Source organism: Gammaproteobacteria bacterium (assembly GCA_029884425.1).
Taxonomy (GTDB): domain Bacteria; phylum Pseudomonadota; class Gammaproteobacteria; order S012-40; family S012-40; genus JAOUHV01.
In genome coordinates this window covers 1-25,058 of the sequence record JAOUHV010000025.1, presented here as the reverse complement: position 1 = coordinate 25,058, position 25,058 = coordinate 1, and the positions used below count along the sequence as shown (strand labels likewise).

General features: G+C 53.3%; 22 protein-coding genes and 1 tRNA gene. 15 read left to right on the top strand and 8 right to left on the bottom strand.

The annotated features are described in order from the left end of the window. Positions 1-22 precede the first annotated feature (22 nt). From OEW58_08290 to OEW58_08280, 3 genes are read right to left on the bottom strand one after another with little or no spacing between them, the layout of a single operon-like run. Positions 23-1,147, bottom strand: coding sequence for a hypothetical protein (locus OEW58_08290; protein ID MDH5301344.1), 1,125 nt, complete (start codon positions 1,145-1,147; stop codon positions 23-25). A gap of 5 nt (positions 1,148-1,152) precedes the next feature. Continuing rightward, positions 1,153-1,587 carry a DNA polymerase III subunit chi gene (locus OEW58_08285; GenBank protein ID MDH5301343.1) on the bottom strand — a complete coding sequence of 145 codons (435 nt, stop codon included), beginning with the start codon at positions 1,585-1,587 and terminating at the stop codon, positions 1,153-1,155. A 49-nt stretch (positions 1,588-1,636) separates the two neighbouring features. After that, positions 1,637-3,130, bottom strand: coding sequence for a leucyl aminopeptidase (locus OEW58_08280; protein ID MDH5301342.1), 1,494 nt, complete (start codon positions 3,128-3,130; stop codon positions 1,637-1,639). Between the two features lie 150 nt (positions 3,131-3,280). Here OEW58_08280 and lptF point away from each other — a divergent pair, with 150 nt between their 5' ends. From lptF to OEW58_08255, 5 genes are all read left to right on the top strand, one after another. Further along, entirely contained in the window at positions 3,281-4,375 is a 1,095-nt protein-coding gene (lptF, locus tag OEW58_08275) for an LPS export ABC transporter permease LptF (protein MDH5301341.1), read from the top strand. After that, the gene (lptG, locus tag OEW58_08270; GenBank protein ID MDH5301340.1) at positions 4,372-5,442 is read left to right on the top strand and encodes an LPS export ABC transporter permease LptG; all 1,071 of its coding nucleotides are present in this window, start codon (positions 4,372-4,374) and stop codon (positions 5,440-5,442) included. Before lptF ends, lptG begins: the two co-directional genes overlap by 4 nt. Before the next feature lie 45 nt (positions 5,443-5,487). Then, the gene (locus OEW58_08265; protein ID MDH5301339.1) at positions 5,488-6,333 is read left to right on the top strand and encodes a pirin family protein; all 846 of its coding nucleotides are present in this window, start codon (positions 5,488-5,490) and stop codon (positions 6,331-6,333) included. A 287-nt stretch (positions 6,334-6,620) separates the two neighbouring features. Continuing rightward, the gene (locus OEW58_08260; protein ID MDH5301338.1) at positions 6,621-10,199 is read left to right on the top strand and encodes an EAL domain-containing protein; all 3,579 of its coding nucleotides are present in this window, start codon (positions 6,621-6,623) and stop codon (positions 10,197-10,199) included. An 84-nt stretch (positions 10,200-10,283) separates the two neighbouring features. Further along, the gene (locus OEW58_08255) at positions 10,284-10,850 is read left to right on the top strand and encodes a YceI family protein (protein MDH5301337.1); all 567 of its coding nucleotides are present in this window, start codon (positions 10,284-10,286) and stop codon (positions 10,848-10,850) included. A 3-nt stretch (positions 10,851-10,853) separates the two neighbouring features. On the opposite strand, the gene rsmA is transcribed toward OEW58_08255, so the two are convergent. Genes rsmA through lptD form a run of 4 tightly spaced genes read right to left on the bottom strand, consistent with a single transcriptional unit; the run spans position 10,854 to position 16,045 of the window. Then, positions 10,854-11,636, bottom strand: a complete 783-nt coding sequence (rsmA, locus tag OEW58_08250; GenBank protein ID MDH5301336.1) for a 16S rRNA (adenine(1518)-N(6)/adenine(1519)-N(6))-dimethyltransferase RsmA — start codon at positions 11,634-11,636, stop codon at positions 10,854-10,856. Further along, entirely contained in the window at positions 11,633-12,619 is a 987-nt protein-coding gene (gene pdxA, locus OEW58_08245) for a 4-hydroxythreonine-4-phosphate dehydrogenase PdxA (protein ID MDH5301335.1), read from the bottom strand. Before pdxA ends, rsmA begins: the two co-directional genes overlap by 4 nt. Positions 12,620-12,625: 6 nt before the next feature. After that, entirely contained in the window at positions 12,626-13,906 is a 1,281-nt protein-coding gene (locus OEW58_08240; GenBank protein MDH5301334.1) for a peptidylprolyl isomerase, read from the bottom strand. 6 nt (positions 13,907-13,912) lie between these two features. Next, positions 13,913-16,045: an LPS assembly protein LptD gene (lptD, locus tag OEW58_08235; protein ID MDH5301333.1), complete on the bottom strand. Its 2,133-nt coding sequence runs from the start codon at positions 16,043-16,045 to the stop codon at positions 13,913-13,915. Positions 16,046-16,198: 153 nt separating this feature from the next. Here lptD and OEW58_08230 point away from each other — a divergent pair, with 153 nt between their 5' ends. The 7 genes from OEW58_08230 to OEW58_08200 all read left to right on the top strand — a co-directional run bounded on the left by OEW58_08230 (position 16,199) and on the right by OEW58_08200 (position 22,693). Beyond that, positions 16,199-17,209 (top strand): phosphotransferase, encoded by a 1,011-nt coding sequence (locus OEW58_08230; GenBank protein MDH5301332.1) that lies wholly within the window; start codon positions 16,199-16,201, stop codon positions 17,207-17,209. Continuing rightward, positions 17,206-17,868, top strand: a complete 663-nt coding sequence (locus OEW58_08225) for a nucleotidyltransferase family protein (protein ID MDH5301331.1) — start codon at positions 17,206-17,208, stop codon at positions 17,866-17,868. The genes OEW58_08230 and OEW58_08225 overlap by 4 nt, the downstream gene beginning before the upstream one ends. A 274-nt stretch (positions 17,869-18,142) precedes the next feature. Beyond that, positions 18,143-18,583, top strand: a complete 441-nt coding sequence (locus OEW58_08220) for a hypothetical protein (GenBank protein MDH5301330.1) — start codon at positions 18,143-18,145, stop codon at positions 18,581-18,583. Further along, the gene (locus tag OEW58_08215) at positions 18,583-19,662 is read left to right on the top strand and encodes a hypothetical protein (GenBank protein ID MDH5301329.1); all 1,080 of its coding nucleotides are present in this window, start codon (positions 18,583-18,585) and stop codon (positions 19,660-19,662) included. The genes OEW58_08220 and OEW58_08215 overlap by 1 nt, the downstream gene beginning before the upstream one ends. A 53-nt stretch (positions 19,663-19,715) precedes the next feature. Then, positions 19,716-20,912 (top strand): formate-dependent phosphoribosylglycinamide formyltransferase, encoded by a 1,197-nt coding sequence (gene purT / locus OEW58_08210; protein MDH5301328.1) that lies wholly within the window; start codon positions 19,716-19,718, stop codon positions 20,910-20,912. A 350-nt stretch (positions 20,913-21,262) separates the two neighbouring features. Then, positions 21,263-22,144, top strand: a complete 882-nt coding sequence (locus OEW58_08205; GenBank protein MDH5301327.1) for an HDOD domain-containing protein — start codon at positions 21,263-21,265, stop codon at positions 22,142-22,144. 30 nt (positions 22,145-22,174) lie between these two features. Next, positions 22,175-22,693, top strand: a complete 519-nt coding sequence (locus OEW58_08200) for a hypothetical protein (protein ID MDH5301326.1) — start codon at positions 22,175-22,177, stop codon at positions 22,691-22,693. 79 nt (positions 22,694-22,772) lie between these two features. Here OEW58_08200 and OEW58_08195 read toward each other — a convergent pair whose 3' ends face one another. Then, positions 22,773-23,675, bottom strand: coding sequence for a diiron oxygenase (locus tag OEW58_08195; GenBank protein MDH5301325.1), 903 nt, complete (start codon positions 23,673-23,675; stop codon positions 22,773-22,775). Positions 23,676-23,807: 132 nt separating this feature from the next. On the opposite strand from OEW58_08195, the gene OEW58_08190 reads away from it, so the two are divergent. From OEW58_08190 to OEW58_08180, 3 genes are all read left to right on the top strand, one after another. Next, a tRNA-Ser gene (locus OEW58_08190) sits at positions 23,808-23,898 on the top strand. A gap of 124 nt (positions 23,899-24,022) precedes the next feature. After that, positions 24,023-24,274 carry a hypothetical protein gene (locus OEW58_08185; protein MDH5301324.1) on the top strand — a complete coding sequence of 84 codons (252 nt, stop codon included), beginning with the start codon at positions 24,023-24,025 and terminating at the stop codon, positions 24,272-24,274. Positions 24,275-24,386: 112 nt separating this feature from the next. After that, positions 24,387-24,848, top strand: coding sequence for a hypothetical protein (locus OEW58_08180; protein ID MDH5301323.1), 462 nt, complete (start codon positions 24,387-24,389; stop codon positions 24,846-24,848). Positions 24,849-25,058 lie beyond the last annotated feature (210 nt).

Here is a 25,058-nt window from a genome sequence, read left to right as displayed (position 1 = left end):
GTTGCGCCGGGGACAACTGCAGTTACTTGGCGTTGAGGTTACCCAACATGTCATTGACGATACTGGGCAGTTGCGACTTAACCTGCGTTTGTACTTCGGTACGCAAGCCCTGAGATAACTGCTCCATCAGCGTCGGCATCGCATCGTCGACGGCATCCAGTAACAATTTTTCCATGCGCTCAGCCATGTGCTGGTTCAATCGGTCGCTGAGCGTATTGATGGCGGTTACCAATAGCGCGTCGATTTGCCGCGCCAGCTGGGTGTGTAATTCGTTGGTGAATGCACTTGCCTGGACTGCGGCAGCGGCTGCCGCAGTGGTCTGTGCGGCTTGTTCTGTTGGCTGAGTCTCAACACTGTCAACCGGCGGAGTGGCTGGGGTTGTGTTGCCACTGAGCTCAGTGTCTATGGCATCCATCAGTTGCTGATATTCTTCGGCATTGAATTCGCTGGTGCTGATTTCTGCAGCCAGGGCTGGGGCGGCCACTTCCTGCAGCGGCTCGGTGCTGGCGACGGACATCGGCAGATCCAGCATGGCGTTGAGCAGCAACTCTTCATTGCTGTCGATGCTCATCGCCGGTTCGGTGATTGGCATTGATGCGGGTGTGGGAGTGATGTCAGTTTTGATTGGCTCGTCGAGATCGTTGTCCACCAAGGGAGTGCTGAGCTGGGAGGCAATGTTTTCCAGTTCAGACAACAGAAATTGATCCTTGTCTATCGCCGGCTGGCTGGCAAATGCCGAGACTCGCTCGTCCAGCAAGGGAACGGTGTTGGCGGGGGCGGCGGCAAATTGGGTCGGCAGATCGAAATCGACGGTGTCGGTCAACATCGGGATATTGTCATCGTCGTCCAGGGCCTGCGGGCCGGCAACGGCACGAAGCTCATCCATGTCATCCAGGCCCCAGTTGGTGACGTTAACGTCATCCGTCATGGGTTGGCCACCACCGGTGAGTGGTTCATCGTGACTTTCTTCCAGTAGAGACAGGTCGCCTAGCAGTGCGCCATCTGGAATGGCCTGCGGGTTTACGCTGCCTACGGTGGGGCTTCTATCGTCATCAATGAGCTCGCTCAAACCGGACAGATCACCCAGAATGCTGTCTAGGTCGTCTGACTTTTTGTTGCGCTGGGGTTCAAAGTTGGAGTTGCTCATGATGCTTACCTGTCTGCTCGTACTTCGTGAGTGTTGACTTCGTGCCCTTGGGCGCGATAGGCGCGAAAACGGTCTCTGGCCAGTTGCCGTTGCTGCGGATCATCGTCAACCAGTTCGGCTATGCGCGCGGTGGTTGGTGATGGGCTGAACGGTGTTTGGCAAAGATTAATGACCAGGGTGTCGGCGCGTGGGTCGTTTTCTGCCTGTTCGCCGATGTGGACGGGTGTCGGGGTGGCCTGCGGCGCAAGACCGTGCGGCACAAAGCTGCCCGGACGAAATGTCCACAATAAATCGTCCAGGCGCTGACTTTGATGGGCGTTCTCGGTGCGCAGAAAGGTCGGCACACCGCTCTTATAGGCTTTTTCTGCAAGGCGACAGGCGAAGCGTTCCCGGTTTTGCGGGGACGAGCCTGCCAGAATGTAGAAATCGATACGCGCCATCAATGGTTATTCCTGTTTCCGGAATATCTAATCAGGCAATAATTATGCCCTACTTTGCGCAACGATTGAGCACAAATTGTGTCAACAAGGCGACAGGTCGACCGGTTGCGCCTTTTTCGCCGCCACCGACCCAGGCTGTGCCGGCGATGTCCAGGTGGGCCCATTTGAATTTCTTGGTGTAGCGGGCCAGGAAGCAGGCGGCGGTGACGCTTCCCGCTTCACGACCACCGACATTGGCCATGTCGGCGAAGTTGCTGTCCAGTTGATCCTGGTAATCGTCCCACAATGGCATAGGCCAGACTCGGTCGAAGGTTTCATGGCCGGCTTGCTGAATCTCGGTGCTTAGCGCCTCATCATTGCTGAACAGACCGCTGGCATGCTTGCCCAGCGCGATAACGCAAGCGCCGGTGAGGGTGGCGATATCGATGACTACTGCCGGGTCAAAGCGCTCGACGTAGGTGAGCGCATCGCACAGGATCAGGCGACCTTCGGCGTCGGTGTTGAGGATTTCAATGGTTTGACCGGACAGGCTGGTGACGATGTCGCCAGGTTTGTTGGCATCGCCGTCGGGCATGTTTTCCGAGGCGGGTACGACACCGATCACGTTGATCGGCAGGGCCATTTCGGCGATGGCCGTCAACGTGCCGAACACGCTGGCACCGCCGCACATGTCGTATTTCATTTCATCCATCTGCGGGCCGGGCTTGATGGAAATGCCGCCGGAGTCAAAGGTCAGACCTTTGCCGACCAGGACGATGGGTTTGTCGTCTTTGGCACCGCCGTTGTAGTGCATGATGATCAGCTTGGCCGGCTGGCGACTGCCACGGGATACTGACAGCAGCGAGCCCATGCCCAACTGCGCCATGTCATTTTCCTGCAGAACCTTGGTGGAGATTTTGGCATAGTTGCTGGCCATGGATTCGGCCTGGGTTTCCAGGTAAGTCGGAGTGCAGATGTTGCCCGGCAAGTTGCCCAGATCACGGGTCAGGGTAATACCTTTGGCAATAGCTGCACCCTGGCTGACGGCGGCTTCGGCAGATTTGACGCTGTCGGCATCGCTCAGTGCCCAGATGATTTTGCTGAGATTGGGTTTGTCGTCGTTTTTCTTGCTTTTGAGTTGGTCAAAACGGTATTGGCTGTTGCTGGCCAGCAGTGTGGCCTGGCGGACGCTCCAGTTCACATCGCGATTTTGCGGCAGAAAGTCTTCGATGAAGCAGTGTGCCTGGCTGGCGCCACTGGTTTTGAGGGCTGCGCATATTTTGTTCATCAGTTTGTTGAACGCGGCGTCGTTGCGCTCGCTGTCTTTGCCGGTGCCGACCAGCAGAATGCGCGGGCAGCTGACGCCTTCGGGTTGGTGCAGCCACAGAGTTTCGCCACTTTTACCTTTGATGTCGCCCTGGGAAATGACTTTGCTGATAATTTTGCCGCAGGCGTCATCCAGTGCAGCGGTATTGGCAGGCAGTTTTCCACTGTCGCCGATGGCCACGATCAAACAGTGCGATTTTGTATTGGTGATGCTTGCTTGTTTAACAGCAAATTCCATGGGGTTCCTCAGCAAAAGTACAAAAAGCGGCTATGATGGAGTGCCTAGCAGGAGCCTGGGCTATGTTAGAATCCTAGTTTAAATGAAAGCCCCCGGCTTTGCACCTGCACCTCCGTCGGTCTTTGAGCAGCCATTACAGCGATACACCGAGTGATTATTCAACGATATTTTTTGCGAGAAATCAGCTTGTCGCTCTCCGGCGTCCTCAGCGTATTGCTGCTGATTTTCATGAGCAAACATTTCGTCCGCTACATGTCCGATGCGGCGGCTGGTACTTTGCCGACCGAGATGATTCTGAAATTGCTGCTGCTGTTCACCCTGAGCTATTTGCCCATGATTATTCCATTTGCACTGTTTATTGCGGTGCTGGTGGCCATGGGACGGTTGTACAAAGATTGCGAAATTACTGCGATGGAAGCGTGCGGCATAGGTATTCCGCGCATCATGCGCATCACGCTGAGCATCTCGGTCGGGCTGGCGCTGCTGGTGGGTGGTTTGTCGCTGTGGGGCGCGCCGTGGTCAGAAAAACGACAATATGATTTGCGTGACCTGGCCAAGGTCAAATCTGAATTCAGTTTTTTGGCGCCGGGCAGGTTTCATGAAATTCGCGGTGGCGATGGCGTGTTCTATGTGGAGGCAATGTCCGAGGACAAGTCGCACATGGAAAATGTGTTCGTTTTTCTACGCGGTGAAAATCGCAGTCAAAATGTTTTCGTTGCCCAGCGCGGCGTACAGCGTAGCGATGATGATGGCTCGCACTACATCGTGCTGGAAGACGGTTCCCGTTATGAAGCCTTGCCCGGCGGCAGCGGATTTCGTCTGCATCAATATCAACGCAGCGGGATTCGTGTTTCTCCGCAGGATGTGCAGGCAGAAGGTCGGCCACGCAAGGCCTGGACAAGCGCACAATTATTCGCGACGGCCAATGCGGCAGATATGGCTGAGTGGCAATGGCGGATGTCCATGCCGATCTCGTGCGTATTGCTCACCTTGCTGGCGGTGGTGATGAGTCGCACTAATCCTCGCCAGGGCAGATTCGCCAAGCTGTTCGTGGCGCTGATGATGTACATCGTTTATTTCTACCTGCTGACCATGGCCAATGCCTGGGTGAAAGAGGGTGTGGTGTCGCCAGCGGTTGGCATGTGGTGGGTGCATGGTTTGATGCTGCTGGCTGTGGGGCTTTTGCTGGTGCAGCAATTAGGTATCCGCTGGGTGACGGAAACGCTGAGGCTGAGACGGGCATGAGCATTCTTGATCGCTATGTTGCGTCGCACATTGTTTTTGCCACGCTGACGGTGATGGGCGTACTGCTGGCGCTGTTTACGTTTTTTGCGTTCGCCGATGAATTGGGCGATACCGGCAAGGGAACGTATGGTGCCTATGAGGCATTGGTGTACAGCGTGTCGATGATGCCGGGCATGGCCTACGATTTATTTCCGTCGGCAACGTTGATTGGCACCATGATGGGTTTGGGTACGCTGGCGGGAAATTCCGAACTGACAGCGATGCGTGCGTCGGGCTATTCATTGGCCAAACTTGTTCGGGGTTTGTTGCGACTGGCAGTACTGCTGATGCTGCTGGTGTTCGCCATTGGTGAATGGCTGGCGCCGATGGCGCAACAATATGGCGAAACGCTGCGGTCGCTGGCGCAAAGCCAGAAAGTGTCACTGCAGACCAAAACAGGTTTATGGGTACGCGATGGAAGCCGGGTGATCAATATCGGAGAAATGCTTGCAGGCGGCCATGTGCGCAAGCTGAATATCTACGAGATTGATCAAAGCAATCAGTTGTCGACGGTGACGCAGGCCGATGATGCCTTTTTCCAGATTGGCCAAAATCAGTGGCGATTGCACAACTATCAGCAATATCGCTTGTCTGAGCAAGGCGTGCAGATTCAGCGGGAGAAACAGGTCGATCTGGATACCATGCTCAGTCCGGCAATGCTGGATGTGGTGGTGGTCGAGCCGTCAGCAATGTCCATTGTGGACCTGTATCATTACGTAGATTACCTGCAAGCCAATGGTTTGGAATCACGCAAATATCAGCAAGCGATGTGGAGCAAAATTGTTTCGCCGCTATCAACCCTGGTGATGGTGCTGCTGGCGATTCCGTTTATTTTTGGTTCGACGCGAACCATGACCGCAGGACACCGAATTCTGATAGGCACCATGGTCGGTATCGGTTTTTACCTGTTGTCGCAGGTATTTGGCTATGTAGGTTTGGTGTTTGAAATTAATCCCGTTATCGCGGCAATGACGCCAACGGTGGTGTTTTTGTTGGCGGCGCTGCATTTGTTGCGGCGAGTGCGATAATCGCTGATTATCAGCTGTTGCAGGTCATTTTGAACTATCGGGGAATTGCCGATGAACAGAAAAGTGCTAAACATAGAAACCGGTCGTCCGACCTCTGACGGTGCCGGGGTGCGTTTGAATCGTATTTTTGGCGGACACAATCCGCAGAAGTACGATCCGTTTTTGATGCTCGATCATTTTGGTTCGGAGGAAGCGACGGATTATATCGCCGGTTTTCCTTCGCATCCGCATCGCGGCTTTGAGACGGTGACTTACATGCTGGAAGGTCGCATGTTGCACGAGGACCATCTGGGCAATCGCGGCTTGCTGCAAAATGGCGATGTGCAGTGGATGACGGCGGCGCGGGGGATCATTCATTCCGAAATGCCGCAGCAGGAAGAAGGCCGAATGAGTGGTTTTCAGTTGTGGGTGAACTTGCCGGCGGCAGAAAAAATGAAAGATCCCAGTTATCGGGATATTTCAGCGGCGAATATTCCAACGCGAACGGTGAATGGCACCACGTTCAAACTGATCGCTGGCGAGCAGGATGTAGGCGATGAGCGCTTGCGTGGTGCTGTGCTTGGGTTGTCCACGGACCCACTGTATGTCGATGTCCATTTCGCCCCGCAGGCGCAGGTTACTCTACAGATTGCCGAAGGCCATACCTCGTTGGTGTATGTATATGAAGGCAGTGTGCAGATTGCGGGTCAGAATATTCGTGCGGGTCAGCTTGCAGTATTGTCTCGTCAGGGCGTGCTGGAAATGCAAGGTGAACAGCATAGTCGAGCAATCGTTTTGGCAGGCAAACCGCTGAACGAGCCAATTGTGCAGTATGGTCCGTTTGTGATGAATACGGCCGAGGAAATTGAACAGGCATTGCGTGACTATCGCGCGGGACGATTAACTGATTAGTTGCGTTGTGATGGATGTTAAAAAGGCTGCCGATGGCAGCCTTTTTTATTGCGTGGAATTTATGAGGAATCAATAAGGTCTGAGGCAGCGTTATGAATCTATACTTGAAGTGTTTGAATGATCGTCATTTGCATTGAAACTAAGTGGCTCCGTATGTGAAAAAGCAGTGATGTTCTGCCAAAGCGTGAAAAAGCGCGATTTAATTGAGGTTTACGTTATAGGTGTTTTAACGTTTAAATCGACCGTTGTTGGCCACGGTACTGCTATCAAAGGTGACATTGTTGGTTATGCACAATCGATTGTTATCACCCGCCTTTATCGCAAAGTCTGCAGATGATGTTTTGCGGTCCGATCGCTGGATTTGGTTGCTGCCATTGGTAATAGCTGTTGGGTTATGGGTGGCAAGCGAGGTCAATTTTCTTTTATTTCACACGCTGGCTGAATTATTTGCAATTGCTGTAGCCGTCACCCTGAGTGTGGTTGCATGGCAAATGTACCCATTCACAAAAAACAATTATCTGATGTTTTTGAGCGCGGGCTACATTTGGGTGGCGATGCTGGATTTAATGCACACGCTAAATTACAAGGGTATGGGTGTGTTTGCTGATGGCGGGGCCAATGTCGGGATTCAATACTGGCTCAGTGCCCGTTTATTAGAAGCGATGGTGTTGCTGTTTTCTCCACTTTTCCTGACCAGAAATTTGAATCGGCGGGCAGTTTTTTTATTGGGAGGGATGTATTTTTTATTGATGGTTGTGATGAAAGAGCAAGGCCAGTTTCCCTTGTGGTTTGTGGAGGGTGAGGGCTTGACATCAAGCAAGATTTACGCGGAATACCTGATTATTGCTATTCTGCTGGCAGCATCAATGTCGCTGTGGGTAAACAAAGCGAAAGTCGAAAACAAAATCTTTTCCCTATTACAAGCCTCTATTTTGTTGACGGTATGTGCCGAGGTGGCATTCACATTTTATGCGGATGTCTATGATTACGTTAATGTCGGTGGACATATATTCAAGTTTTTTTCCTATTGGCTAATTTTTGTAGCGTTCATTCGCACCGTCTTACAGTCGCCATTTTTGGCCATGTCCAGGGTCGCCAGTACCTATGATGCCATTCCTGAAGTTACATTGGTTGTGGATCGCGAAGGTATTATTCGCCAGGCCAATAGAAAGGCGCTGGAAATGGCGGCGAGATTGGCGGGCACTACGGATGTTGTGGGCAAAAAATGCCATACCTTATTTCATCGGGTGGATGTGGCCGAGCAGCAATGCCCTATATGTAAAAAAATTGCTAAAACCATGGCGACAGATGGTCTGGAGTTGCCATGGCATGGAGGCGAAGAATTTTATACGTATTCCCTTTCTCCCATTTCGGAGCAATCAAATTATGGTGGCATGATTCATGGAATACGGGATATCAGTCAGCGAAAAAAAGCCGAAAAATTATTGCGACAAAGTGAACGCTATAATCGCATGTTGTTTGAGCATTCTCCCATTGGTTTGGTGTTGTGCGATATGGCAGGGAAAGTTGTTGATGCCAATGAAGCCTATGTAAAAATCACAGGCTACACCCTGGCCGAGTTGGTGCGGCTTGACTATTGGAAACTTACCCCGCGTGAATATGAAGATCAAGAATGGGATATGTTTAGTAAGCTGGCGGAGAAGGGGCGGTATGGGCCAGTGGAAAAAAAGTATGTTCATAAGACCGGTCGGCAGGTGGCGGTCCGGTTGCAGGGCTTGTTGTTGAGGCGTGATGGTCAAAGTTTTATTTGGTCGAGTGTTGAGGATATCTCCAAACAGAAACAAATGGAGAATGAGCGATCTTTGTTTCGCTTGGCTCTGGATGCCACCGAAGATAATATTTTTATGATTGATCCAGAGTCCATGAAGTTTGTTGATTGCAACTTCAGTGCGATGAAAATGCTGTGTTACAGCTATGAAGAAATTCTCAATATGGGGCCGCAGGATATCAAGCCGGACTATTCCGAACAAAAAATTTGGGATGTATTCGATGTGTTGATTAGTGGCCAAAAAGAATATGTTGACTTGTTAACCGAACATCAGCGTAAGGATGGCATCCGCTTTCCGGTCGAGGTCAGGATGACTTGCATGAATGTTCGTGATGAATCCCGAATTATTGCCGTGGCCCGTGACGTCAGCGATCGGGCAATTGCGGAACAAAAGCTGCGTCAGGCCGCTGCGGTTGTTGATGCAACCGCTGAAGGCGTTGCCATGGTTGATGCTGGAAAAAATATTCTGACGCTCAATAAAGCATTTTCTGCAATGACCGGTTTTACCGAAGCAGAGCTGCTGGGGAGGTCCATCAGTATGTTGTGTAGTCAACGTCATGATGAGGAGTTTTATTGTCATATTTGGCGGGATATCTCGACGAATAATCCCTGGCAAGGCGAGTTATGGCTGGTAACCAAGCAAAAGCAGCTGCTGCCAACTTGGTGTACGGTTAGTGCTGCGGGCAATGGTCATGACGAGATCACTAATTATGTGGTGGTAATTGCGGACATCACCAAACTGAAACAGTCTCAGGAGCGCGTAGATTTTCTTGCCTATCATGATTCGCTGACGCGCCTGCCAAATCGACTGTTGCTGAACGATCGTTTGGCGCAGGCGATTAAGTCGGCTAAGCGGACACAGTCGATGGTGGGAGTGATGTTTCTGGACCTGGACAGATTTAAAAATATCAATGACAGTTTGGGGCATAGTGTAGGTGATAGATTGTTGGAAAAAGTGGCCGAACGGCTGTTTTATTCTGTACGCGGCGAAGATACCGTTGCCCGCCTGGGTGGAGATGAATTTGTGTTGGTGATCGAGAATTGTCGAGCGATAGATGATTTGCTGACGCTGTCTAAAAAAATACTTGAAGCATTTTCCAGCAGTTTCCACATTGAACAAAACGTTCTTTTTGTAACCCCAAGTATAGGTATCAGTGTTTTTCCCAACGATGGTGATACCCCGGAAACCTTGATTCGCAATGCAGATACGGCAATGTATCGGGCCAAGGAGTTTGGGCGCAATAGTTGTCATTTATATTCTTCTGATCTTACCGACGTGGTGTACGAGCGGTTGATTATGGAGAGTGAGTTGCGCAAGGCGCTGGATGACAATCAGTTCGAGCTCTATTTTCAGCCACAATATCGCATGCATGACAATCATCTGGTGGGTGCTGAGGCACTGATCCGCTGGAATCATCCGTTGCGAGGTCAGGTACTTCCGGCAGACTTTATTTCACTTGCCGAAGATTGTGGTTTGATTTCACGTATAGGTTACTGGGTGTTGCGGGAGGCTTGCAGGCAAATGCGCCGCTGGCAAGACGCGGGTTTTTGTTTGCCGGTAGTTGCAGTGAATGTTTCGGGCTGGCAGTTTACGCAAGGTGATATTGGACTTGAAGTTCAAGCTGCGCTGGCGGAATCCGGTTTGTCGGGTGCCAGTCTGGAATTGGAAATCACTGAAAGCGTTATATTGAAACGCCCTGAGCGAGCAATTGAGACCCTGAATCAGCTTAAAACCTTGGGTGTGCAAATTTCCATTGATGATTTTGGAACCGGGTATTCGTCGCTCAGGCAGCTTCGTTATTTGCCGGTGGACAAATTGAAAATTGATCAGTCGTTTATTCGTGATATCACCACTAGTCAGGATGATGAGGCGATTGCGCGCGCAGTGATTGTGCTGGCGCAAAACATGCGATTGCGCGTGATTGCCGAAGGGGTTGAGCAAGAGGCGCAGCGCCAGTTTTTGCTGCAATATGGTTGTGATGAGGTGCAAGGGTATCTTTATAGCGAGCCGCTGTCAGCGAGTGAGTTTGAGCGCCAAGTGTTACGTCGATCAGCGGAGCAACCAGAGATGGTTTAGCTTTGTGCAAGGATATTGAATCATCCTATCAATCGGTGTAACGTGTTAACCATCCTGAAAAATACAACATATAAGGAGGATGGGATGAGAAAGATTTTGGCGTTGGTGGCCGCGCTGACTGTGCCTGTGGGCGCGCAGGCTGCGGCGGAGTACTATAATCTTGATCCTGACCACAGCTATCCGCACTTTGCGATCGATCACCTTAACTTTTCAACTTTGTACGGTCGTTTTAATCAAACTCATGGTCGGCTGATGATCGACCGAAAAAATAACAACGGCTTTGTTTCGGTAAAAATTTCCGCAGTGTCAATTGATACCGGAAACAGCAAACGCGATGATCATTTGCGTTCGCCGGATTTTCTCAATGTCATGGAGTTTCCGGACATCAAGTATGAATCAACCAGTCTGCGCATTAACGACGATAACAGCGCCGACGTGAAGGGAACCCTGACCATGTTGGGCGTGACCAAGCCGGTGGATTTGAAAGTGACGCGAATTCGTTGTGGCACTAATCCCATCAACAAAAAAGATACTTGCGGCTTTGAAGCGCAGACGCAAATCAAGCGTTCCGATTTTGGCAGCAAATACGGCCTGCCAGGTATCGGCGATGACATGCGCCTGTGGTTTCAGGTGGAAGCCATCAAGGAATAGCGCCTAGCCGCTGACCAGATTCGCCAGCGCGGCGAAATCCTCCAGGCTGAGGGTTTCGCCGCGGCGGTTGGAATCAATGCCAATACTTTCCATTTGTTCGGCGCTGACCAGACCTTTGATGGCCTGGCGCAAGGTTTTGCGCCGCTGACCAAATGCACGATTGACGACCTCGGCGAACAGCTGCATGTCTTTGACTTCAACCGGCGGTTTGGCGTGCGGCACCAGTCGGACGATGGCGGAGTCGACTTTGGGCGCAGGTTTGAACGCGCCTGGGCCCACGTTGAATAATTTATCCACCGCGCAGTAATACTGCACCATCACACTCAAGCGACCATAGGCTTTGCTGTCGGGCGCGGCCGCGAGGCGATCGACCACTTCTTTTTGCAGCATGAAATGCATGTCCTGGATGATTTCGGCCTGTTCCAGCAGATGAAATATCAGTGGCGTGGAAATGTTGTAGGGCAGGTTGCCAACCACGCGCAGCTTTTCACCGCTTTGGCGCAGACTGGCAAAATCAAATTTCAGGGCATCGGCACTATGGATGCGCAGCGTGCCTTTATCATCCAGCAGTTGATGCAGAATCGGAATCAAATCGCGGTCCAGTTCCACCACGTCGATTTCGCCCAGAGCTGCTAGCAGTGGCGTGGTCATCGCCCCCTGGCCGGGGCCGATTTCCACCATGCGGTCGCCCTTTTTCGGATTGATACAGGCGACGATGCGATTGATGACGTTGGGATCGTGCAGGAAATTCTGGCCGAAACGTTTGCGGGCTTTGTGTTCTTTCATGAGCGTCGTTTTACCATGTCGATGGCGGTGTGGATGGCGAGCCGCAGGCTGCCAGGTTGTGCCTGACCGGTGCCTGCCAGCGGCAGGGCGGTGCCATGATCCACCGAGGTGCGGATGATGGGCAATCCCAGTGTAACGTTGATGGCGTTGCCAAAGCCGACGTATTTTAGCACCGGCAAGCCCTGGTCGTGGTACATGGCCAGGACGGCGTCGGCACCTTGCAGATTTTTCGGCGTGAACAAAGTGTCTGCCGGCAAGGGGCCGATGAGGTTTTCACCCAGGGCCTGAAATTCGTTGATCACGGCGGTGATGAAGTCGCGCTCTTCCGTACCCAGATGACCGTCTTCACCTGCATGAGGATTCAGACCGCATACCAGCACTTTTGGGTGCGGGATGGCGAACTGACTGCGCAGATCGCGCAGCAAAATGCGAATGATCTGTCGCAACAAGTCCGGGGTGATGGCATCGGCAACGGCGCGCAAGGGTAAATGGGTGGTGACTAGGGCGACACGCAGCCCTTCGGTGGCCAGCATCATCACTGGCAGTGGAGCCTTGCAGCGCTCCGCCAGATATTCGGTGTGGCCGGAAAAGGCGATGCCAGCATCGTTCACCACGCTCTTTTGCGCCGGCCCGGTCACCATCGCGTCAAATTCACCGTTCAGGCAGCCATCCACCGCTCGATCCAGGCTGGCGAGAAACGCCGCAGCATTGGCCGGGTTGAGCTGACCGCAAATGCTGGGTTCGGTTTGCGGTAATGACAGCACTTGCAGCGTGCCTGGCTGATGCGGCTGATTCAGGCCGTATTGCCAGGGAATGAGCGTGACGCTCAGGCCCAGTTGTTGGGCACGCTGGCGCAGGGTGTCGATGTCGGCCAGGATGATCAGTTCGGCGTCAAAAGCTTCGCTGGCCAGCATCAGACACAGATCCGGGCCAATGCCAGCGGGTTCGCCGGCAGTGATGGCAAGACGGGGCAACGGACTCATTGCAGACTAGCGCTCGGTTTTGTATTCGACGTAGGCTTCATCGCGGCGCTGGCGAATCCAGGTGTCCAGGTTGTCCTCGATTTTGCGCTGGCGCAAAAAGTCGCGCGCCTGATTGCGGCGGAAGGCGTCGCTGTTGTCCTGATTGCGTCGCTCCTGCACTTGCAGAATGTGCCAGCCAAATTGGCTTTGGAACGGTTCGCTGATTTTGCCCAGAGCGGTTTTGTTCATCACCTCTTCAAACTCGGGCACCATCACGCCGGGATCCACCCAGCCCAAGCTGCCGCCTTTGGAGGCGCTGCCGGGATCATCACTGTGCGAGCGCGCCAGCTCGGCAAAGTCATCGCCGTTTTGGATGCGTTCGCGCAGATGTTTCAGGCGTTCCTGCGCTTCCATGTTACTGACCAGTTCGTTGGTGCGGATCAGAACGTGGCGGGCCAGGGTTTGGGTAATGATGTGCTTTTCACCGCGACGTTTGTCCATCAGCTTAATGATGTGAAAACCGCTGGGGCTGCGAATGATTTCGCCGATTTGATTGGGTTTGAGCTGGGTAACCACCTCGGCAAACAGGGTGGGCAGTTCGCCGGCCTTGCGCCAGCCCAGGCTGCCGCCTTCGAGGGCTTTTTGGCCGTCGGAATAACTCACCGCCATTTGCGCAAAATCATCGCCTTTTTTCAGGCGGGCCAGCACTTCCTCGGCTTTTTTGCGGGCCTGGGCAATTTGTGCTGGCGAGGCCGCTTCGGGAATAGTAACCAAAATATGCGACAGCAGATATTCCTCATCCAGTCCGCCTTGCAGCGACTGGGTGTGGAGGAAACTGTCGATTTCGCCGTCAGAAATATTGATACGGCTGTGTACTTCGCGTTGCTGCAGGCGGGCGATAATCATTTCCTGACGAATGTTTTCCCGGTACTGCGCAAAGTCGTAGCCATCTTTTTCCAGAACATCACGCAATTGACGCAGCGAGAGTTTGTTCTGCTGGGCGATGTTGCCGATGGTGGTGTTGAGGGCGTTGTCATCGACAATAATGCCGGTGTTTTTCGCCAACTGCAGTTGTATTTCCTTGATGATTTCACGTTCCAGCACCTGGCGACGCAAAATGTCCATCGGCGGCAGTTGAGTGTTTTGTGCGCGTAGCTGTTTGGAGATTGTTTCCAGCTGGGTCTCTAGCTGCTGGGTGGTGATGATGTCATCGTTGACGATGGCCGCGATGCGATCAATTTCGCTGGTGGTGGCCATGACGGGCAGACTGAGCCCGGCTAGCAGGCATAAATTCACTAGACGTTTCATTGCAGATTAAAAACCTTCGCTCTTGTATCCCATGATTTCCCGTGACAGACGGTCTTCGGTTTTACGTCCGACCGTCGCTAGTCCGGTGAGTTCGATTTCCACACCGATGCTGCGATCGGTTTCGCCCTGGGCATTTTTGATGAATTGTTGCGCAACGGTGCGCAGCCGCCAACAGCAGCTGAGGTATTGTACGCCGATGACCGCTTCATTGCTGCGCTCATATTGCAGCGAATATGTCCACTTGGCCGCCAGTTGCCAATGGGGGCCAAGCTCAACATAGCCGGCGGCACCCACTTGTTTGAGCAAATTCTGCCGATAGCGGGCAGACAAATCCAGGCCCTGCCGATCGCCGTCGTAGTTCAGTCGTGTGGCCAGCTTGTCCGGATGACGATCGGTGGTGCGTTGAAACAGGGTAGTGGCAAAGCTCCAGTCGGGTAAAAACTCACTGGCAATTTCGCCGGCGATACGTCTATCACCCGCCAGTGTTGGTTCCTCAGCGGGCAGTTGGGTGCGGTGATCTGCGAAATAGCGGGCATGGGCCAGACTGAGGCGCAGCAATTGTCGGCCGTCAGTTTGACGGACAAAGCTGGAACTCAGGCCGGTACTCAGACGGTTTTCGTCACCGATGCGATCGCCGCCAATGTAGCGGAAGTCGCGGAACAATTGGGCAAAACTCAAATCCAGTGCGCCGGTATCGAAAATGGGTTGCAAGTGCTGGTCGCGGTACGGGCTGTAGGTGTAGAACAGGCGCGGTTCCAGGGTCTGGTCGATGCGCTGGCCGTGACGGATAAAGCGCAGACCCGAATCCAGACTGAACACCGCATTGGTGCCGCCGTCGTCCGGCTGGTCCTGTAGCCAATACCGGTTGTGGCGCAGTCGCAGCCGTGGCTGCAGGTAGGCGCCGGGCGAATCATAGCCGGTGGTCAAAACAGGCTCGACCAGCAATCGATGGCCATTGAGCAGTGTGTCGTGCTGAAAATAACTGTATTCGCCGAGCAATTCGGTTTGCAGCCAGCGGTGCTGACTTTGATGGCGATATTGCAGCTGCGGCAGGCGGCGGTGTGGTGCGGTGTGGCTGCGGAGCATTTGGTAGTCTTGCAGCATTGCGCTGGCCCACCAGTTCTTACCACGCCACTGAGTGCGCAGATTGCGCTCCAGTTGTGTCTGACTGCTGGTGCTGAGATTGCTGCCCAGGTCGCTGAAATAATCGCGGTCGCTGACTTGCTCCAGTTGCGTGCTGTAGCTCCAGTGGTCATTAGGTTGGGCGCGGTGCTTGAATGAAAACAGCGAGCGATTGTCTCCGTACAGTTGATCGTCCTGAAGATATTCGCTGAACACCTGGCCGGCACTGCTCGCCGTCAGATAGCGATATTCGCCGCCCAGTTGCGGGCCGCGATTTTCTATCAGGCGTGGGTACAGGGTGGCATCCTGGGCTGGGGCCAGATTGAGATAATACGGCAGGGTGATGTCCGCACCGCGAATACGCGAGTAGCCCAGTGCCGGGGTGAGGAAGCCGGTTTTACGACCTTGCAGCGCAAAGCTGGCCCAGGGGACGTAAAAGACCGGCACTTGTCCCAGTTGCAGCACGACGTGGCGGGCGATGCCTTCGTTGTTGGCTCGGTCCAGGGTGATGGATTGTGCCGCCAATTGCCACGCGGGTTGCGTGCCTGGACAGGTGGTGTAACTGGCGCCTTGCAGCTCGGCGACTTCGCCGATGACTTCAATTTTTTTTGCGTGGCCGGTGCCGCCGGTGTATTCGAGCAAGTAGCGTGATTCGTTGACGATGCCGCGGTGTTCGTCGAGTTGCAGCAGGGCGCCGTCGCCACGGGAAATCAGGCCGGGCACCTGGAACTGCACATTGCCGTTGGCCTGGAGGCGTTGATTTTTTTCATCGAACTGGGCGCCGTCGGCTTGCAGCAGCTGGTTTTCATGCTGCATGAGCACCCGGCCGGAAAATTGATACAGACCATCCTGGGAATATCCATCATTGGATTGCAGTACAATTTTGTCGGCGGGCAATGCCTGCATGGGAATGGGGTGGAACGGATCGTCATCCTCACACAGCGCTGCGTTTGTGGCAGACGGAACTAGAGTTGCAAGGCTAAGCCACAGGCTTACGGCAGAGAGTTTATTTGTCAAAGGTCAAACGCCAGCAAACGGTTGTATAAAAAGCCATTGTAAGTGATTTTGTCGGGCAGGGCATCTGGTGAGCTGCTTGGCTGGGATGTTAGCATCTTGGCCAGTATGTGTGACGCAATTTGAATTAACAACATTGGAATGAGAGGTTGGGACGTGTCTGATCTGCGTTTGCAGCACTTGCAATCATGGTTAAAAGAAGTTGCCGGGTTGACGGACTTTCGTATTAGCGTGGCTTCAGCTGACGCCAGTTTTCGCCGCTATTTTCGTGTGCATCTGGCGGATCGCACTTTAATTGCGATGGATGCGCCGCCGGACAAGGAGGATTGCGCACCGTTTGTGCGTATCGCCAAGGCGTTTGGAGCTCTAGGTTTGCACGTGCCGGAGATTATCTGCGAAGACTTGAGCAACGGATTTCTGCTGCTATCGGACTTGGGCGATACGCAGTATGCCCAGGTGTTGGCTCCTGGCACGGTCGATGCCTTGTATGGTGATGCCATGGACGCGTTGTATCGTCTGCAGACCGGGCCCAGGCCGTCGTTGTCGTTGCCGGCGTATGACTATGCGTTGCTGCAACGGGAAATGGATTTGTTCCGTGACTGGTTTTTGGGCAAACACTTGGGAATTATGCTGGACGCCAATCAGCAGGCGGCCTTGGCTCAGGTGAGTGAGCAGTTGGCGCAGTCGGCGCTGGCGCAGCCTCAGGTTTGGGTGCATCGCGATTATCATTCGCGCAATCTGATGAAATTGGATCAGGGCAACCCGGGGGTGCTGGATTTTCAGGATGCCGTCGTGGGCGCGGTGACTTACGACCTGGTGTCCTTGCTGCGTGACTGCTACGTCGATTGGCCGAGGCCACAAGTCGAGGCATGGGCTGAAGCGTATCGGTTGCGCTTGAGTGAGCAAGGGTTGTTGCGTGACGTTGATAGTCGTACGTTTCGCCGCTGGTTTGACTGGATGGGGGTGCAGCGCCATATGAAAGCGATTGGCATTTTCGCCCGCCTTAACCATCGGGATAACAAGCCCGGATATTTGAAAGATATTCCCCGAACCTTGGGGTATGTGTTGCAGGTGACACAGGATTATGTAGAGCTACAACCGTTGAATAAGTTGATTCATCAGGTTGTGGCGCCTCGGTATGAGTTGACCACAGGAAAGTTACGATGAGAGCGATGATATTGGCCGCGGGACGCGGTGAACGGATGCGTCCATTGACTGACCGCCACCCCAAGCCATTGTTAAAGGCTGGCGGAAAAAGCTTGATTGTTTACATTATCGAGGGGCTCAAAAAGGCCAATATTACCGAGCTGGTGATCAATCATGCCCATCTGGGGCATCAGATCGTGGAGGCCCTAGGGGATGGTTCGCAGTTGGAGGTGAAAATAACCTATTCTGCTGAACAAACTGCGCTGGAAACGGCGGGCGGAATTATCCAGGCGTTGCCTCTACTGGGCAAAGAGCCGTTCCTGGTGGTGAATGGCGATATCTGGACCGATTTTGATTTTTCTACGCTGGCATTGCCCGCGGGCAGTCTGGCCCATCTGGTGGTGGTACCTAATCCGCTGCACAATCCCACCGGCGATTTCATGTTGGCCCAGGATGGGTTGATGCGTGCCACCGGGGTGCAGAAATTGACTTTTTCCGGGATTGGTATTTATTCTCCGGCACTGTTTGCCGGCATGGCTCCTGAACGGGCAGCGCTGGCACCTTTGCTACGTGATTTCATGGATCAAGGGAAGGTTACGGGGCAGAAATTTACGGGCAAATGGGAAGACATTGGTTCGCCGGAGCGCTTGATGCGGCTGGATGCGAAACTGCGAGGTTAGTCGCTAAATCCCAGATAGGGCAGGATGATGAATAGTAATATCCAAATCAGGCCCTTGATAAAAAAGAATAAAATCCCAAGGACGCCCAAACGCCGACACCATGCGGCGATGCCTTTATGCGATGTTGTCTCCTGAAGCAGGGGTTTGTTCATGAGCAGAAAATTCATGGGGAGATGCTTCGGGTATCGGCGGCGCTCCCTGATTTGTTAGATCCTTCCGACTTTCCCCTCTGTATAATGTTCGCCCTAGGTGAACAGTTTGATATGGATAAAAAATGACAATTTCCTCGCAACAAGTGGCGCAATCCATGGCGTTTGACTCGGCGCAGGTGAGTGAGTTGCGTCGTCAATGGCTGGAGTTGCTGGACTTGTCCGTGTGGGGCGAGGTGCAGTTGGCCAAGATCGGCGCGCTGCCACGCCTGCGCAAGCGCCTGCTGGAGCTGGGTGAAGTGCTGGCCGCGTTAGTGGCCGACCGAAGCTGGATTCCACAGCCGCGTGAACAGGTCAAAAGCGCATTGGGTACCTGCGTCAAGCTGCGCGATGCTTTGCTGGATGTGGAGCGGTCGGTCGTATCACTTGTGCCGAGTGCCGACCAGGAGCGCTTCGAGCGTCAGTTACTGGAGTTCCGTCAGGCGCTGCTGCTGTTTCTGGAAGTTCACGAATTGCGTTGGGCAGCGTTGCTGGACAGTCAGTATCAGCAGGCAGACGACGAATAATGTTGGCACCGTTTCATTTGCTGGCGACGGTGTCGGCGCACGGCTATGGCCATTTTGCCCAGACCGCGCTGGTGCTCAACGAACTTCGCGAGCGTTATTCCCAGCTACGCATTACATTGCGGACAAAATTACCCGAGGCATTGGTCAAATCCCGCTTGGGTGAGGATGTGCAGGTGCTGGCCGAGGTTGCAGACTTTGGTATGGACATGACCTCTGCGCTGGATATCGATTACTCAGCCAGTGCTGAACGCTACCGCCAATGGCACCGCCACTGGGCCGAGCGGGTGACCGAAGAATCGCAACGATTGCGCGCTCTCAAGCCGGATCTGGTGTTGGCGAATGCGCCCTATCTCACCCTGGCCGGGGCGCATCAGGCGGGATTGGCGTCGGTGGCGATGTGTTCGCTCAATTGGGCGGACATTTATCGGGACTGTTTTGCCGAAACCGCCGATAGTCGCGCTATTCATCAGCAAATGCTGGAAGCCTACAATCGCGCCCGCTGGTTTTTCAAACCGCAACCCTCCATGGCTATGGCGGATTTGGTCAATGGCGTGGATGTGCCACCCCTGGCCAAGCTGGGAAGCAATCAGCGCGAATGGCTCAATTGCCATTGGGGTTTGGGCGAGGGGGAGCGTTTGGTGTTTATCGTTCCCGGCGGAATAGAAACCGCCATCCCGTTGGAGCGCTGGCCGCGTATTGATGGCGTGCGCTGGGTGGCGTCCTGGTTAGTGCACAGTGACCGGCCGGATGTGTTGTGTGCCCAGCATTGTCTGCTGACATTTACCGATTTGCTGGCCAGTTGCGATCTGGTGGTGACCAAGCCCGGCTATGGCACGACCACCGAGGCCGTCTGCAATGGCAAACCCGTGTTGTTCGTGTGTCGTGGCGACTGGGCGGAGGAACCATTCATTGTCGACTGGCTGCTGCGGCATGGTCAGGCACAAGAAATCAGTCGTGAGCAGTTTTTTTCTGGCGAACTGCGGGACGCGATTGAGCAAGTATTGAACACTCCCAAGCCCGCCATCCCCGAGCCGAGCGGTGCCCGATTGATTGCTGATCATTTAGCGCAGTTTTTTTGATTCCGGCGGGCTATCGGCGTACTATCCTGCAAAAAATTTTGGGGGAGAAACATATGCGTATTGGAACGCCACTATCGCCATCGGCGACCAAAGTGATGATGCTGGGTGCCGGCGAGCTTGGCAAGGAAGTGATCATTGCCCTGCAGCGTCTGGGCGTGGAAGTCATCGCCGTGGACCGTTACGAAAATGCGCCAGGGCATCAGGTTGCCCATCGTGCGTATGCCATCAATATGTCTGATCCCCAGGCATTGCGTCAGTTGATCGAATCCGAAAAGCCTCATCTGGTGGTGCCCGAGATCGAAGCCATTGCCACCGACGTGTTGGCGCAAATCGAGGCCGAGGGCGTGGCTGAAGTCATTCCCACGGCACGCGCCACCCAATTGACCATGAACCGTGAAGGCATCCGTCGCCTGGCTGCCGAAGAACTGGAATTGCCGACTTCCACTTATGCGTTCGCCCAGTCGTTGAACGAATTGCAAATGGCGATCGATGGTGGCATTGGCTACCCCTGTATCGTCAAGCCGGTGATGTCATCGTCGGGCAAGGGGCAATCGATGATTCGTAATCCTGAGGACGTTGAAACCGCGTGGAATTACGCCATGCAGGGCGGGCGAGTCAATCACGGCAAAGTAATCGTCGAGGGCGTGATCGATTTTGATTTTGAAATTACCCTGCTGACTGTCCGGGCAAAGAATGCCAAAGGCGAAGTGACTACCTACTTCTGTGATCCCGTTGGTCATATCCAAAAGCACGGTGATTACGTCGAAAGCTGGCAGCCGCAGCCGATGACGCCGGCGGCGCTCAAGCGTGCCCAGGAAATTGCGCATAAAGTGACCGAGGCTTTGGGCGGGCGTGGCTTGTTTGGGGTGGAGTTGTTTGTTCGTGATGACCAGGTCTGGTTTAGCGAAGTCAGCCCCCGTCCCCATGACACCGGCATGGTGACCATGGCGACCCAGCGGCAAAATGAATTCGAACTGCACGCCCGCGCGATTCTGGGCTTGCCAGTCTCAACCCAGTGTATCAGCGCCGGTGCCAGTGCGGTGATTTACGGCGGCATGGAAGAAAAAGGGATTCACTTTGCCGATGTGGACAAGGCATTAGCGGTGGAAAACACGGATTTACGCCTGTTCGGCAAGCCCGAATCTTTCGAGCGTCGTCGAATGGGAGTGGCGCTGGCCTACGGGAATGATGTGGAAGATTGTCGCGAGCGGGCAAAGCTTGCGGCCTCAAGAGTGAGGCCACAGAAATAGGAAGGCTTAACGAAAGCCTTCCTTGCTGTAGATTTTCGCGATGGTGAAAGCGCCAAGAATAACGCCTACAACCGAAATTGCATAAATCGCGAAAGTTAGAGTCTCTGTATAACCCATTTGTTCTTCTCCGAGAAAACACTGTGGATTCTGGATGATGCCGGAATCCTATTCTCTCATCAAGTTTTTTTATTATCGTCCCCAGCCCTCATTAATTTGTGTGGGAATTTTTGCTCGCGGCAGGGTAAAGATTCAACCAGGGCGGACGTTACATTCAATAACTTCGAATACGAAAGTTTGCTGAAAATATTAAACAAAAACAACTAGTTGTCAATGTAATCAGAGAGAGTTTTATGTCGGAGAGCAAGGTGTTTCCGAATTCGGTGCAGGAGCTTGTTCGCGGTGTGGATGGACTGGTTTCTCTTCCGGAAGTTTGTTTTCTCGTTAACGATCTCGTCAATGATCCCAACTCGGACATAGATCAAATTGGCAATGTTATCAGCAAGGATCCAGCGCTGACCTTGCGTTTGCTGAAGCTGGTTAACAGCCCGATGTATGGCTTCGAGGCCAAAATTGAAACCGTTTCGCGTGCGGTTTTGATGATAGGCCTGAAAGAATTACAGAACATGGTGTGGGCAACCACAGCAGTGGAAACGTTTGCCGGGCTGTCGGCCAATAAAGTGAACATGGCCAGCTTCTGGCGGCACAGCATTTTCGCGGCCGTACTGGCGCGCATCCTGGCGCGCGAATGTAACGTGCTACATCCCGAGCGGCTGTTTGTTGCTGGTTTGCTGCACGATATTGGCCGTTTGGTGATTTATCACCGTTTTCCAGAGCAAGTCGATGAAATATGGGCGGTTGAAAATGAACATCAGTTGGATGACGGGGTGACGGCAGAGCGGTTGGTGCTGGGGTTTGATCATGGTGAGCTGGCTGCGGAACTGCTGCGCCACTGGGGCTTGTCGGAATCATTGGCGACGGCGGTGCAATATCACCATAACCCGCGCGAAACAAAGCAGCATGAACTGGAAGTGAGTATTGTGCACATGGCCAACGTTATGGCGCATGCGCTGGAAATAGGTGACGAAGAAGAATTGGATACGGCATGCGAGGCCGAGGCATGGGCGCTGGTGGGGTTGGAAACCGAGCGAATCAAGCCGATGTTGCACGAGGCCATTTTCCAGTTTTTGGAGGTATTGGAATTGTTGCTTCCCGGGGCTCGTCAACGTTTGTAGTGCTATAGTCTAAGCTTAAGGAACTTTCCAATGAGTGTGACCCAGGTTTTGATAAAGGATGGACAATTGCATCATTTCGAAGAAGGCGTGGACGCAAAGATTGTTGCTCTAGTCAAAGCCTGGATCGAATTCTCGGTGCGTGATGGCGAGCAGACCTCGGCCAATGCGACGCAGAGTATCGCGCAGTTACAGGGGATATTGTTGAATATTCAGTCGGCTGCTGCCAGATTGCAAGATCAGCCAGCCAATGAAAAAGCGCAGGCTTCGCTGGCCAAGCACATGGGCGAGGCGCAGGCAATGATATCCAGTACGGTTGTTGCGCTGCAGTTTTATGATCGGGTCTCGCAACGACTGAGGCACGCCAAGCATTTTCTTGATGTGGGTGACGTGCGAGCCACGGCTGAATTGACCTCAGTGTTGGCAATGAAGGATGAGCGCGTGCTGTTCGATGCGGTGCTGCAAGGTTTGTCGGAAGACGAAGCGATTGGTCGAGCGCTGCAGGCTCTGTCCGATACGGTTGACGACGAAGGTGATATCGACCTGTTCTAGTCGTTGTTCGCCAAGTCGAGAAACGCAGTTCGTTTTTTCCTGTCAGTAAGTCGAGTCTGCCGATCGCGCAGACGGTTCCCTATTTCCAGTCCAGTTGCAGACCGTGCCCGCGCAACGTGCGCAGGGTAGGTTCGGTGCATTGATGAATGAAGCTGCTGCGGTGCAGGTTGTTGCGCGCACGCTGCGCCCATGCTGTTCCTGGAGCAAGTCCGGCCATCTCGTAGATGTGGGCACCAGGCAGATAAAAGGCGCGAACAAACTCCCGAATCATTCGATTAATGATGGCGCTAAGCAGGCGACGTTTTAATGGGCTGGCATTACTCAGGGCTTGGGCAATGCTGTCTTTGGCGTGGGCAATGTGGCGGGCTTCATCAATGATATGCACGCTGACAATGTCAAAAATCGCGGGATTGACCGCATCCTGGTGTTTGCGCACAAAGCGATTCATCCGATCGGGGACTTCTTCGCCAATCAGCACCGCCGTCCAGAAGATGACGGATTCAAATGGGGCAATTCTGGCTAATACATTGGATATATCGAAGCGATGAAAGCGAGTATTTGGTAGCAGGGGCCCGCTGCGTCGCAGCAATTCCACAAACATCAGGCTGTGGCCGGCTTCTTCCCGCATTTCATGCAAGTGATAAGTGACTTCAGCAAGGTTGCGCGCTTGTTTGCCAAGGGAGCGGGCGATGCGTTCCATGAACAGGCTTTCCAGCCAGATTCCTGCTTCGATGAAATTCAAAAACTCAAATTGCGACAGGGTCTTACGCTGTTCGAGGCTGAGTTTGTCGTATTCCGGGCAGCCATATAATGAGATTGCCGGCTCGGGTAGCCAGAAGCTGTTTTGGTTAAGCTGCTCCCACCGGACCCTGAGTAATGGATCATGATAGGGCGAGCTATTGCGACTGAGCTGGTCAATCAGTTGCGAATCGCCCTGGGTGGCGACGCTAGGTCGAGCGAAAGTGGCGTGAATGCTGTCCATGCGACCCATTCTATGTAAATTGCCGTCGGCGCGCACCTGTTTCTTTCAGTTGGGAGTTGGTGAAAAAGTTTGTAATTGAAGGGGATAGCAGTTGAATCTCGAGCAGGTTTGTTTTAGTATCTGCGGCCTCTTGGAGAGGTGGCCGAGCGGTTGAAGGCGCACGCCTGGAAAGTGTGTATACGTTAATAGCGTATCGAGGGTTCGAATCCCTCCCCCTCCGCCATATTTGAGTAAAAAAGCCCGACATTTCAAAGTGTTGGGCTTTTTTGTTTTCCAGGGGCGGTTTTTGTTGCGATTCTTAGACGTGGTTCACAGTGTATTGGAATTGTTTTTAGTACTATCCCCCAATGATTACGAAATCGATCATTGGCACACTGAATGTGTCTCACGCCTATAGCCAACTGCCGGTTTATAATCGCCAGGCAAATCACTATATGACTGATTTGCGGGCGAATTTGCTGACTCATGAACATGGTGAGGCGTTGGCAAGTGCCATGGTGGACCAAGCTGAGGCAGGACGAGCCTTCGTGGCCAAGGCGGTGGAGGTTGCAACCTGGTATGTTCCGCCTCGTGGCCGTGTTGTTGATGTCTATGCCTGAGAATAAATAATCTGATCATAAATTGAACGCTTGCATCTCGGCGGTCTCTGCAATACCCTTCTGGCTCGGCAATAAAATATAAACAATAAGATTTCTTCGTTTGGGGGTGGGTATGCGCTGGAGCTATCTTGCGGCGACGCTGTTGGTGGTATCGTCACCTGGCTGGTCTGATTATGACCCGGGTCGAATCAAACAGGCGTTGATGAAGGATCCAACATTCAAGATTGATGGTTGGGACAGTGCGCAGGACGGATGGCGGGCGCGGTCGGCAATGCGTGGCTTGTTGCTCAATGTCATGGACGAGCGCTCCGAGATGATGCTCCCTTACATTAATATGCAGCAGAAGGTCGCGGCGCGCGAACAGTGTGAGACGCTGGGTGAGATTGGTCTGTCGGCGGATTCTGAAACTGAGCGCGCAGCAATTGCTCGTGTAGTGAAGTCTGCAGCCCAGCACCACCTTACCAAATTTACTGATCACAATGGTCTGCGCTTTGAGGTGACTCCAGTGCTGAAGGGGCCGTATGTGCGCCTCTCTTGTATAGTTCGCAAGCATGACCAGGGGCAGGGTGCCTAGTTTCTGATCGAACAGTTTTGAAGTGCGCATTTAGGGCTTGCGGTAAATTTTGATGTGCCTATAATGCGCGCTCCCTGACGGGTTGGCTGGTTGAGAGATTGGCAAGCGGGTCGGGGCGGTGAAAAAGGTTTGAAAAAAGCCTTGAAAAAAACGCCGGAGGCAGTAGAATACGCGCCTCGCTTGAGAGAGGGAGGTTGAGATAACTTCCTG

Bases quoted from the DNA above. Each gene is read 5' to 3' on its own strand.
- OEW58_08290 (MDH5301344.1), bottom strand. From the start codon at position 1,147: ATGAGCAACTCCAACTTTGAACCCCAGCGCAACAAAAAGTCAGACGAC.
- OEW58_08285 (MDH5301343.1), bottom strand. From the start codon at position 1,587: ATGGCGCGTATCGATTTCTACATTCTGGCAGGCTCGTCCCCGCAAAAC.
- OEW58_08280 (MDH5301342.1), bottom strand. From the start codon at position 3,130: ATGGAATTTGCTGTTAAACAAGCAAGCATCACCAATACAAAATCGCAC.
- lptG (MDH5301340.1), top strand. From the start codon at position 4,372: ATGAGCATTCTTGATCGCTATGTTGCGTCGCACATTGTTTTTGCCACG.
- OEW58_08260 (MDH5301338.1), top strand. From the start codon at position 6,621: ATGCACAATCGATTGTTATCACCCGCCTTTATCGCAAAGTCTGCAGAT.
- OEW58_08255 (MDH5301337.1), top strand. From the start codon at position 10,284: ATGAGAAAGATTTTGGCGTTGGTGGCCGCGCTGACTGTGCCTGTGGGC.
- rsmA (MDH5301336.1), bottom strand. From the start codon at position 11,636: ATGAAAGAACACAAAGCCCGCAAACGTTTCGGCCAGAATTTCCTGCAC.
- pdxA (MDH5301335.1), bottom strand. From the start codon at position 12,619: ATGAGTCCGTTGCCCCGTCTTGCCATCACTGCCGGCGAACCCGCTGGC.
- OEW58_08240 (MDH5301334.1), bottom strand. From the start codon at position 13,906: ATGAAACGTCTAGTGAATTTATGCCTGCTAGCCGGGCTCAGTCTGCCC.
- OEW58_08225 (MDH5301331.1), top strand. From the start codon at position 17,206: ATGAGAGCGATGATATTGGCCGCGGGACGCGGTGAACGGATGCGTCCA.
- OEW58_08220 (MDH5301330.1), top strand. From the start codon at position 18,143: ATGACAATTTCCTCGCAACAAGTGGCGCAATCCATGGCGTTTGACTCG.
- OEW58_08215 (MDH5301329.1), top strand. From the start codon at position 18,583: ATGTTGGCACCGTTTCATTTGCTGGCGACGGTGTCGGCGCACGGCTAT.
- purT (MDH5301328.1), top strand. From the start codon at position 19,716: ATGCGTATTGGAACGCCACTATCGCCATCGGCGACCAAAGTGATGATG.
- OEW58_08205 (MDH5301327.1), top strand. From the start codon at position 21,263: ATGTCGGAGAGCAAGGTGTTTCCGAATTCGGTGCAGGAGCTTGTTCGC.
- OEW58_08200 (MDH5301326.1), top strand. From the start codon at position 22,175: ATGAGTGTGACCCAGGTTTTGATAAAGGATGGACAATTGCATCATTTC.
- OEW58_08195 (MDH5301325.1), bottom strand. From the start codon at position 23,675: ATGGACAGCATTCACGCCACTTTCGCTCGACCTAGCGTCGCCACCCAG.
- OEW58_08185 (MDH5301324.1), top strand. From the start codon at position 24,023: ATGATTACGAAATCGATCATTGGCACACTGAATGTGTCTCACGCCTAT.
- OEW58_08180 (MDH5301323.1), top strand. From the start codon at position 24,387: ATGCGCTGGAGCTATCTTGCGGCGACGCTGTTGGTGGTATCGTCACCT.